Consider the following 10,710-nt stretch of genomic DNA (forward strand, 5'->3'; position numbering starts at 1 on the left):
CGTCGTGGTGAAATCCCCGGGCCTGTTGGCGCTTGGTCCCCGCACCTTGCCGCCCCTTAACCCCGGCGGTAGCCTGAAAAGCAGATGACGGGCCGCGCCGCCCACCACCGGTTCCGCGAGTGCCGGGCCGGGCAGCGCCCACAGGCTCAGACCCGCCGCCGGGAACGGGGAGGCGCGATGTCTACACTCGCACATGGGCGGGAAGCGTATGCCGAACGGCGCTGGCCGGACGCCGTCGGGCAGTACACCGCTGCCGACCACGACGCCGAACTCCCGGCCAGCGATCTGGAACAGCTGGCCACTTCCGTGATCCTCACTGGCCGGGGCGCCGAGGGAGTGGACATCCTGGCCCGGGCGCACCTGAAATACCTCGCCGACGGCGACTACTCCGCCGCCGCCCGCTGCGCCGTCTGGACCGGGATGAACCTCATCCTGCTGGGCGAACCGGCCCGCAGCGCCGGCTGGCTCGCCCGCGCCCACCGGATCGTCGAGGACCTGCCCGAGCCTTGCCCTTTCGAGGGCCTGCTGTCCGTCCCTGTCGGGCTGGGCGCCCTCTACCAAGGCGACGGCGCAGCCGCCGCGGAAGCCTTCACCCGGGCCGCCGACCTCGGACGGGCACGCGGCGACGCTGACTCGGCGGCCCTCGGTACGCTGGGCCTCGGGCAGGCAAAGATCTTGCTGGGCGAGTTCGACGGCGGCTTGGCCCTGCTTGACGAAGCCATGGTCGCCGTCACCGTCGGGGAAATCTCCCCCATTCCCGCCGGGATCATCTACTGCGCAATGATCGAAACCTGCCATCTGGCCTTTGACCTGCGCCGCGCCCACGAGTGGACGCGGGCGCTGGACAGGTGGTGCGACTCGCAACAGAACGTGGTGGCCTTCAGCGGCCAGTGCCAGATGCACCGGGCCGAGCTGTACCGGCTGCACGGCGCCTGGACCGAGGCGATCGACGCGGCCAAAGCCGCGCACGATCTCGCCTTCCACGGCGACCATATGGCCACCTACGGCGGCTTCTACGAACAGGGCGAAATCCACCGACTCCGGGGCGACTTCGACGCCGCCGAGGCCTCCTACCTGCACGCCCAGGAGACCGGTTTCCCGCCGCAGCCCGGGCTGGCACTCCTGCGCCTGGCTCAAGGCAGGCCCGATCAGGCCCAGTCCCTGCTCCGGCAGGCCATTGACGGTGCCGCCCCCGACTACCGGCGCGGGATGCTCGCCGCCCGGGTGGAGATCGAAGTGGCAGCAGGCGACGCTCTGACAGCACGGACCGCCATGGAGGAGCTGGCCTCGCTGTGCGCCTCGATCGACAGGCCCATGCTGCACGCCCTCGCCGAGCAGTCGGAGGCCTCTGTCCTGTTCCACGAAGGCGACCCCGCGGCTGCCTTGATCCTGGTCCGCCGCGCGTGGTCGCGCTGGCTCAGCCTCGATGCACCGTTCGAAGCGGCGCGCTGCCGCGCCCTCATGGCCACGCTGTACGTCGCGCTCGGCGATGAGGAATCCGCCCAGCTGGAGCGAGAGGCAGCCCGGGCAGTATTCTCCGAGCTGGGAGCCGCGCCGGCGCTATCGGAGCTTGAGCAATCGGCGCCCCTTGCGCCGGACGCCTGGACAACCCCGGTGCCAGCCTCCGAGAACGACGTCGGTCACGCCGCCGGCGCCGGGCCGCTCACCGCCCGCGAAACCGAGGTGGTCCGGCTCGTCTCCGCCGGACTAAGCAACCGAAACATCGCTGCCGAGCTGTTCATCAGCGAAAAAACGGTGGCCCGGCACCTGAGCAATATATTCACCAAGTTGGGCCTGACCTCCCGGGCCGCGGTCACGGCATACGCCTACCAGCACGGACTCGCCCTGACCTCCCGCCCTGCATGAAATTACCCATTCACGGCAGACGGGAAATGGGTGATTCGCCCGATTCGCCGCGACGCGACGAAAAATAGCGTTAATGGCATGAACGTTTCAGTGCTCGCAGGAATGGTTTCCACCGGTATCTTCGCGGTGAGCTACTTGCCCGTGCTGCTCAAGGCCGTGCTGGTACCTGCGCTTCCGGAGCGTTCATAACCCACCCGCACGTGCAGCACCAAGGAGGCACCACCATGAACACCACCCCAGCAACTGACACCCACGGCGCCGTCGGTACTGCCGCCGTCGACACCGTCATCATCGGTGCCGGACAGTCCGGCCTGGCGCTGGGCTTCTACTTGGCGCAGCAGCACCGGAACTTTGTCATTCTCGACGCCGGCACACGGGTTGGCGACGCGTGGCGGAGCCGCTGGGACTCGCTGCGCCTGTTCACCCCCGCAAAGTACAACGGTCTGCCCGGCCGGCCCTTCCCCGGCGACCGCCTCGCCTTCCCCACCAAGGACGAGCAGGCGGACTATCTGGAGGACTATGCCTCCCGGTTCCACCTGCCGGTCCGGCCCAACACGGCCGTCACCCGGCTGAGCCACGACGGGCAGCGGTTCCATGTCACGGCCGGGACGCAGCACTGGACGGCGGCGAACGTTGTCCTCGCCACCGGCGCCTGTCAGCTGCCCAAGACGCCGGGCTTTGCGGCGGAACTGTCGTCCGACGTCGTGCAGCTCCACTCCCACAGCTACAAGAACCTTGCACAGCTCAAGCCCGGTCCCGTCCTGGTGGTGGGGGTGGGGAACTCCGGGGCGGAGATTGCCCTGGAGACCAGCCGCACGCATGAAACCTGGCTGGCCGGCAGGCCGAGTGCCGAGATTCCGTTCCGGCACGGCCGGACCGCGGCCCGCTTCTTTCTCCCGGTGGTCCGCTTCGCCGGGATGCACGTGCTGAACACCAACACGCCGGTCGGGCGCAAGGTGCTGCCCAAGCTTGCTGGCAAGGCGTCACCGTTGATCCGCACCAAGCTCGCGGATCTGGGCGCCGCCGGCGTCCACCTGGTGCCACGGGTCACCGGAGTCCAGGACGGCGAAGTAATACTCGACGGCGGGAAGCGCCTTCCTGTGGCAAACGTCATCTGGTGCACAGGCTTCACCGAGGCCTACCCATGGCTGGACATCCCGGCACTGCCCGCGGACTGGCGGGAGCAGCAGCAGCGCGGGATCGTGGATGCCCTTCCGGGCCTGTACCTGCTGGGGAAGGATCTCATCTTCGCCGCAGCGTCTGAAACCCTCCCGGGCGTGTGCCGGGACGCCAAATACCTGGCGAAGCGGCTTGCCGCCACCCGGGCTCCGCAGCATGCAGCGGAGGTCCGGAGCGGGCTGGCGGCATAACGCAGTTGTCGGGATGTCGTTGTCGGATTCAAGGTCGGGGACAATCTCGCCATTGTCAGGTAGTGAGTGGCGGCCCGACGATCTCGATGTTGTGGCGTGCAGCGATCGCGGTTAGTCCCTCGCCGTCGATAGGTTCAGGTTCCGGTAGTTCCCTGCGCGCTGCCGGCGCTCCTACCTCGGCGGCGAAGGTTTCAAAGCCGGCCGGCACGGTGATCACGAGGCTGCGGAAGGGCTCTTCCGGTCCGGCAAGAAATGTATGGGTGGAACCTTGGGGAAGAAAGACGAAATCTCCCTTTTGCACGGTGAAGCGCTCCCCGTCGCTCTCGAACAGAGCCGTGCCCGAAATAACGTAGAAGGATTCATCCTCAACCAGATGCCGGTGCATCGGTGGCGCGTAGCCAGCCGGATGCAGAATCTCCACGATGGTCAGCCGCTGCTTCGTCTCCGGGCCGCCTGCCTTGACCAAGACCAATGCATTCGTGAACCACAGGGCGGTCCCCTCGTCGGCTGCAAGTTTGTACGCCCTGCCCTGCTCGAGGGTGGCCGGCGCGGTCGTTTCGTCGAACCTGTCCATGACGCTCCTCAGCTTGGAAGTGCCTGCAATGCTACTCAGGATCCCGATCCGATCAATGCCGTGCAGCTTACTGGCGTCCACACCCACCACAGGCTGGAACCGACATAACACCGGCGGGACCAAACCTCCCGATGGGTCCCGGTCTCCCAGATGGGCTGCCAGCCAGGCACCAGGCCAGCCAGGCACCAGCCCAGCCACCACCCATACGCGAGACAAAGCGGCACCTTGCCGCCTCCTAACCCCCGCGCCAGCGGGTGGACCGCTCCCGCATAGAAATGACACTGCCACGCCGAGCTGACCCCGGCCACTACCCGTGGGTGACAGCAGCGCCCACCAGGCCGAACAGCGTCCCGGCCGCCAACGCAATGAGGGAACGCTTCCTGGTGGGATACAGCCAGCGCACTGCGAACACGGCCACTGCCATGATGACCCCGTTGACGACGCTCAGGATCACCGCGACCCATTCGGTGCCGGTGGCCACGCCGAAACCTCCCCCACTGCAGCCGCTGATCCCGCACCAGGAAAAACTCGCCACCATCCACTGCGGAAGACTCAGCAAAACTGCCAGCGGCACGGTCCACCAGAGCTTTCTGGCGTCCGGGGTTACCCCGCGAAGTTTCACGTGCGGGTAATGAGGCGAGGCGCCAGGCATGCCGGCGGCCGGCACCGGTGCGCGCTTCCGGGTGCTGAGGACAATCCTTCGGAAGACACCCGCGTTGACCACCGCAAGGAGGACGTATCCCAGATAGTAGAGGACAGTAATCAGGCTCAATTCACCCCCGGAGCCGAAAGTGCCGATGATGAAATAGCCAACCGAAACCGGCAGTGTCAGAACCACCATGACGAGCAGCAGGCCCTCCTTGAACCTGGCATCCAGGGCCAGTTCGAAGCCTGCGGTAAGCAGCGCGGCGACAACAACGGCAACCACCGCCGACAAATAGGCGACGACGGCGGTTCTGGCCCAGCGCGGCAGCGAACTTTCCTTCGGCCGAGATCCCCTCATCACAACGCTCCCCCTTGACGTCGTTCCGGCCCACTCTGCGCGCGAGAACCGATACAGCCGGCACACCCACGGGCTGCGGCACTTTGATGGTCGCACGCTAGGCACCCAAAGTGCTCGCCATCTGCCTCGGGAAGGTCTGCGAGCAACTGGGGCACCCGCCCGTCAGGAGCAATCCTGCGGGCCCGTTGCCCCGACCGTATGGCTGCTCCCCAAATAATGCCGCCTCTAAGATGAGGCATGGACTTCGAGGACACGCTCTGGACGGTTCTGGGGGCCGGGCTGGTTCTGCTGATGCTCGTTGACGTCTTTCGTACGCTGCTTTATCCGCACGGCTCCGGTCCCCTGGGCCGGGCGATCATGCGCGGATTCTGGCTTGTATCGAGAAAACTGCGGGGCCGGGGCTCCTTCATCGCAGCCCCCTTGGCGATGGCCGCTGTCATTGGTGCCTGGGCAGGCTTGGCGGCCATCGGCTGGGCTCTGCTATACCTGCCCCATCTGACGGACGGCTTTGTTTACGGAGCCGGAGTTCCCCTGCGGGCCGACTTCGCCGAAGCCCTCTACATCTCCCTGGTCACTCTTTCCACCGTGGGATTTGGCGATATCGTGGCAACGCAACCACTGCTCCGGCTGGTTGTCGCCCTCGAGGCCGTCACCGGATTCGGCCTGCTGACAGCAACGGTGACTTGGATCCTGCAGACTTTCCCTGCCCTGAACCGACGCCGGGCCCTTGCCCACCAGCTGAACCTGTTCAGGGAGGCTGCAGGTCCGGCAGGTGTATCGGCCATGGATCCCAGTCACGCTGCCGGCCTTTTGGAGGCAATTGCCGGAAACGTGGCTACGGTGAGCATAGACCTGCTTGCGTTCCACGAAACCTACTACTTCCGTGAAATTGAGCAGCGCGGCTCCCTCCCCGCCACGGTGGCCTACGCCCAGGATCTGGCATCCCAGGCCCAGCGCAGCGAGAACCCTGAACTGCAGTTCGCCGGACGGATGCTCCACGCCGCGCTGGACGGACTCGCGGAGGTCCTCCGAGGCAAATTCGGCCATTCCGGAGCCACCTCTTCCGATGTGTTCGACAGCTACGAGCTGCACCACCGGCACCGGCGGCCGGGGGAACCGCACACGAACTAGCGTGCGGGTAGCCGCTACCTCGTACCCTGCCGTTCTGACCGCGCTCTTCAACCTGTCCAGCGGCGACGCCTGCCTCGAAGCCGGCCAGGCCTCGCTGAAACCGGCTCCCGCTTTGGTGGCGGGAGCCGGTACTCTCCGGCTTCGTGGCCGGCGGCAGCGATGCTTTGCGTCGTTGACCGGGGCCAGACTCCGGCCTACGCGCGCTGGGAGATGTTGAAGATGTTCCCCTCGCTGTCCAGGAACCAGGCTGCCTTCCCCCACGATGCGGTGGCAATGCCGTTCTCCGTCTTCAGGCCGGGAAAATCGTAGTCTTCAAATACGACGCCGCGGCCCCGCAGTTCTTCCATCTCGCCTTCCAGATTGTCCGTTTCCCAGCCTATCTGGGTGTTCTTGGCTGTCCCGGCATTGTCTGTCTGGTAAACGAGGAAGCGGGTTCCCTGGCCGCAGCTGTACATGACGCTGCCCTCCTCCATGGATTCGGAGGGTTCGATTCCCAGCTTGTCCCGGTAGTACTCCTTCGCCCTGTTGATGTCCCTCGCGGGGAGGACAGCGATGATGTTTGAATCCTTGAACATGATGATTCCCCTTCAGTGCGTTGATGACCGCAGCGATGGCGATGCTCCCCCCGGTTTCGGTCCCCGGAATACCTGTCCGGAGCCCGTGACCGCCCCTGCGCCGAGCCGGGGGCAGCCACCTGGGACTCTTCAACGCCGCGCCACCCGTCACCAGCGTGAGAGATCCCCGAAGTTATGTGGCCATTATGGACCGATCTGGTCCTGCGGAAACAGGGGTGGCTGGCATTGGGCTGAAGGGACGCTCTTCGAACAGGGAGCTGCAAAGCGCACTTCCGCCGGTGGCCGCACAATGCCAGAGTTGAAGGATGAATGCGGAGTCCGTTAATGAGGGAACCGGGAACGAGCAAACTGGCGGCCTGGTCCTGAACCTGGAGTGCACGCTCGCCGCTCCCCCGGAAGAGATCTTCAGAATGCTGACGGAATCGGCCGAACTGATGAAGTGGTGGGGTCCGCACGGCTTCATCATCCCTGCGGCCGACGTCAACCTCACCGAAGGCGGCCGCTACCGATTCAGGATGACCCCACCGGACGGCGAACCGTTCCACCTCTCAGGCGAGTTCCTCGAGATCGATCCCCCTTGGCGGCTGGTGTACACCTTCCGCTGGGAGGAACCGACACCGGACGACCGGGAAACCGTCGTCGACCTCTCACTCGGAAGTACCGGCACAGGCACGCGCCTGGTGCTCTCGCAGGGACCGTTCCTGACAGACGAACGCCTCGAACTGCACCGCAACGGATGGACCGAGTCGTTCGAGAAATTGCAGGCGGTCCTGGGCGGCACCTAAGGAGTCCTGACCCGCTGCGGAGTTCCTGCAGGGTCATGATCCGTCCGGAACACGAACGGTTTTTCGTGTCTCCAGACCCGTCACCCTGCCCGGTTTCCTCGTGTTCACTCCCGGTCCAGCTCCCCGCACACAACAGTCCATCTCGCCTCCCTACGGTGGTCGGGTCGCCGGCACGACGCCGGTAACGTCACCCGGGAGGAACCATCACCATGCGCACACCCCTGACAGCCGTGGCCGCTGCCGCGCTCATCGCCTCGCTGGCGAGCCCCGCCGTCGCCGCTTCAACCCCCGAAGCCGGCTCGCCGTCGTCGAACGCCGCCACAACAAAGGCCGCAGAGGCGACAACGGCAATCAAGACCAACGAGAGCAACGGCTCCTTTGACCTGCAGGCGCACCGCGGCGGCCGCGGCGAGTGGACCGAGGAATCGCTGGCCGCGTTCGCCAACTCGCTGAAGCTCGGCGTGTCCACGCTGGAGCTGGACACCCACCTGACCACCGACGGCAAGGTGATCGTCTGGCATGACGACACCATCCAGGCGGACAAGTGCCGCGACACCGCGCCGGCGACTCCCGGCGACGCGCAGTACCCCTACGTCGGTGACCGGGTCGCCGAACTGTCGCTCGCGCAGATCAAGACCCTGGACTGCGGGTTCACCCAGCTCAAGGGGTACCCGGAGCAGGACGTGATCGAGGGCAACCGGATCGCCGAGCTCAAGGACGTCTTCCAGCTGGTCCGCGACGCCGACGCCAAGAAGGTCCGCTTCAACATCGAAACCAAGGTGGAGGACGGGAAGTCCGGCGGCGAGGGCATGGTGGCCCTGACCAAGGCCGTAGTCACGGAGATCTACACCGCCGGGATGGCAGGGCGCAGCACCGTGCAGTCGTTCGACTGGTCCTCGCTGAACTTGACCAAGAAGATCGCCCCGCAGTTGCCGCTCGTCGCCCTGTCCAGCGGCGACGCCTGGCTCGAGGTCGGCAAGCCCGGCGCCAGCCCCAACCTCGGCGGCATCGACATCGACACCTACGGCGGCTCGCTCGCCAAAGCCGCGGCAGCCCAGGGCTACGACGTCATCTCCCCCGCCTTCAGCTCCGTCACCCCGGGCATGATCAAGGACGCCCACGAGCTCGGCCTGCCGGTCATCCCCTGGACCGTCAACACCACGGCGGACATGACGCGTCTGATGGACCTGGGCGTGGACGGCATCATCAGCGACTACCCCACCCGCCTGCGCACCGTTCTGGAAGAGCGCGGGCTGAAGCTCCCCAAGGCGTACCCGGCCAAGGTCTGATTCACTGATTTGCAGGCGCCCGCGTTCTGCCAACCACGCGAAAGCCGGCCCCCACTTTGAAAACGGGCGCCGGTACCTTCGGCTTCGTTGCCCCCGGCGATGCTTTGCGCCGTTGATCGGTGCCAGACTCCGGCCTACGCGCGCTGCGAGATGTTGATGATGTTGCCCTCGCTGTCCAGGAACCAGGCCGCCTTCCCCCAATCAGCGGTGGCAACGCCGTTCTCCGTCTTCAGGCGTACCTGCAGGGGAATACCGCGATCAGTTCGCTTCCGCCGGAAAACGGAGGAGAACTCGCCCCGCCATAGGCCACGCGAGGCTCCCATGACCGTATGAGCTACGATCATCGCGCTGGCCGATGACAGGACGCGGGCGGTGCCGGCAGCCATGAACAGTACGTGGATGCCGGGTCAGTCCCCGGGTAACTGGATCACGCCGAGCTGCCGCATCAGCCCGAGGTCGTCCCGGTCTGACCAATGCTCGGCGATCTTTCCATTTTCGACTCGGTGGATGGCCACTCCGGTTTCCCGCAGGTCGGCACCTGTGGGAGGCAGGGGTCCGGGGAGCTCACCCTCGTGTCGACCGTAGGCCGTTAACCTGGTCACCACCTTGTCCGCTTCGGCGATCTGGTCTTCGATCTCGTGCCGCCCTGGCGTCGCCTTCCAGAATATGCGGAAGGCCTGTTTCAGGCCTTCCCGTCCGGCCGGAAGTCCGGGAAATGGCGGGTTGTGGTCAAGATAGTCCTCAGCGACCAGATCGTCCATCGCATCGATGTTCCCGGCGTCGATCTCTGCGTAGAAGCGCTGCACGAGCGCTTTGTTGTCCTCAGACTCCACAGTCGTCCTTCCGTTTGTACACGGAGGCCCCTACCCGGACCGACCAGCACGAGCGGTTCAAGAGTCCCATGGGTGGCCAGTCTAAACCCACTGGCCTGGCTGTGGTAGTGAAGGTGGCCCGCTTCAACATAGATCTCATCGAGGGGATTTCTTCGATGGAGGGCAGTAGTCGCACGCTATGTGCGGCGCAGTGGCCTCCGCATGGTGCGTGCCGTCGCACGCGTGCATGGTCGCCTTCGACCGGAAAATCGATGCTGAACTGGTCGCCGAAGGCACCGAATCCCAAAGCCGAGACCACCGGGATCACCGATCTGGGAGAACCGGAAACCCTATCCTGGCTGGTCGACCTGGATCCCCTCTGGTGCCCCGGCCAGGAACCGGCCGGGGCACCAGAGGGCAACGTCAAAACCGTTGACAACATCATTGAGATTCCTTCGCGGGGAGGACAGCGATGATGTTTGAATCCTTGAACATGATGATTCCCCTTCAGTGCGTAGATGACCGCAGCGATGGCGATGCTCCCCCGGTTTCAGTCCCCGGAATCCTTATCCGGAGCCCGTGACCGCCCTGCGCCGAGCCGGGGCAGCCGGCCGGGACTCTTCAACGCCGCGCCACCCATCACCGGCGCGAGAGGCCCCCGAAGTCTATGGGGCCATTACGGACCGAATGGGCCTGCGGAAATAGGGGTGTTGGCATCGGACTAAAGGGTCGCTATTTCGAAGAGGAGCTGCGAAGCGCTGTCCAGCCGGGCCATGACGGAAGGCAAGCTGCCGACGCTCGCGACGTGGCAGGCGGCTCCCAGCCCCATCCGCTTCCCTGAGCGTCCGCAGGATGCCAGAGTTGAACGATGACTAAGGCAACGGGCGACGAGCCAACAGGCGAGCTGGTCCTAAACCTGTAATGCACCCTCGCTGCTCCCCCGGAAGAAGTCTTTAGGATGCTGACGGACTCAACCGAACTGGTGAAATGGTGGGGCCCGCAGGGCTTCACTATCCCGGCAGCCGAACTGAACCTCGCCGAAGGCGGCCGCTATCACTTCCGCATGACGCCACCCGACGGCGAACCGTTCCACCTCTCAGGCGAGTTCCTGAAGATCGATCCCCCTTGGCGCATGGTGTACACCCCCCCCCCCCCCCCCCCCCCCCCCCCCCCCCCCCCCCCCGCCCCCCCCCCCCCCCCCCCCCTCCCCCCCCCCCCCCCCCCCCCCCCCCCCCCCCCCCCCCCCCCCCCCCCCCCCCCCCCCCCCCCCCCCCCCCCCCCCCCCCCCCCCCCCCCCCCCCCCCC

Annotated in this window: 9 protein-coding genes and 2 pseudogenes; 6 read left to right on the forward strand and 5 right to left on the reverse strand. The window is 66.0% G+C overall.

The features are described 5' to 3' along the window. The first annotated feature begins 177 nt into the window (after window positions 1–177). On the forward strand, window positions 178–1,866 hold the full coding sequence (locus ARTB_RS19925) for a LuxR C-terminal-related transcriptional regulator (RefSeq protein WP_243182048.1): 1,689 nt from the start codon (window positions 178–180) through the stop codon (window positions 1,864–1,866). Window positions 1,867–2,090: 224 nt separating this feature from the next. Beyond that, entirely contained in the window at window positions 2,091–3,236 is a 1,146-nt protein-coding gene (locus tag ARTB_RS19930; RefSeq protein ID WP_243182049.1) for a flavin-containing monooxygenase, read from the forward strand. 55 nt (window positions 3,237–3,291) lie between these two features. On the opposite strand, the gene ARTB_RS19935 is transcribed toward ARTB_RS19930, so the two are convergent. Together ARTB_RS19935 and ARTB_RS19940 are read right to left on the reverse strand one after the other, a co-directional pair. Further along, complete coding sequence (locus ARTB_RS19935) at window positions 3,292–3,810, reverse strand: cupin domain-containing protein (protein ID WP_243182050.1); 519 nt, start codon at window positions 3,808–3,810, stop codon at window positions 3,292–3,294. Between the two features lie 307 nt (window positions 3,811–4,117). After that, complete coding sequence (locus ARTB_RS19940) at window positions 4,118–4,816, reverse strand: hypothetical protein (RefSeq protein ID WP_243182051.1); 699 nt, start codon at window positions 4,814–4,816, stop codon at window positions 4,118–4,120. A gap of 234 nt (window positions 4,817–5,050) precedes the next feature. Here ARTB_RS19940 and ARTB_RS19945 point away from each other — a divergent pair, with 234 nt between their 5' ends. Further along, window positions 5,051–5,944, forward strand: a complete 894-nt coding sequence (locus ARTB_RS19945) for a potassium channel family protein (protein ID WP_243182052.1) — start codon at window positions 5,051–5,053, stop codon at window positions 5,942–5,944. Between the two features lie 194 nt (window positions 5,945–6,138). Here ARTB_RS19945 and ARTB_RS19950 read toward each other — a convergent pair whose 3' ends face one another. Next, a complete protein-coding gene (locus tag ARTB_RS19950; protein ID WP_243182053.1) occupies window positions 6,139–6,519 on the reverse strand; it encodes a VOC family protein in 381 nt (126 codons plus the stop codon). A 305-nt stretch (window positions 6,520–6,824) separates the two neighbouring features. Here ARTB_RS19950 and ARTB_RS19955 point away from each other — a divergent pair, with 305 nt between their 5' ends. Continuing rightward, window positions 6,825–7,304, forward strand: coding sequence for an SRPBCC family protein (locus ARTB_RS19955; protein WP_243182054.1), 480 nt, complete (start codon window positions 6,825–6,827; stop codon window positions 7,302–7,304). A gap of 209 nt (window positions 7,305–7,513) precedes the next feature. Next, window positions 7,514–8,593, forward strand: a complete 1,080-nt coding sequence (locus tag ARTB_RS19960; protein ID WP_243182055.1) for a glycerophosphodiester phosphodiesterase family protein — start codon at window positions 7,514–7,516, stop codon at window positions 8,591–8,593. Window positions 8,594–8,727: 134 nt separating this feature from the next. On the opposite strand, the pseudogene ARTB_RS19965 reads toward ARTB_RS19960, so the two are convergent. Both ARTB_RS19965 and ARTB_RS19970 read right to left on the reverse strand, forming a co-directional pair. After that, a pseudogene (locus ARTB_RS19965) lies at window positions 8,728–8,826 on the reverse strand (VOC family protein); the annotation flags it as partial. 174 nt (window positions 8,827–9,000) lie between these two features. Continuing rightward, complete coding sequence (locus ARTB_RS19970) at window positions 9,001–9,426, reverse strand: ester cyclase (RefSeq protein ID WP_243182056.1); 426 nt, start codon at window positions 9,424–9,426, stop codon at window positions 9,001–9,003. A 922-nt stretch (window positions 9,427–10,348) separates the two neighbouring features. Here ARTB_RS19970 and ARTB_RS19975 point away from each other — a divergent pair. Next, window positions 10,349–10,710 (forward strand): annotated as a pseudogene (locus ARTB_RS19975) (SRPBCC family protein); the annotation flags it as partial.

The sequence above is a fragment of the Arthrobacter humicola genome (genome assembly GCF_022803015.1).
Lineage (GTDB): Bacteria > Actinomycetota > Actinomycetes > Actinomycetales > Micrococcaceae > Arthrobacter > Arthrobacter humicola_A.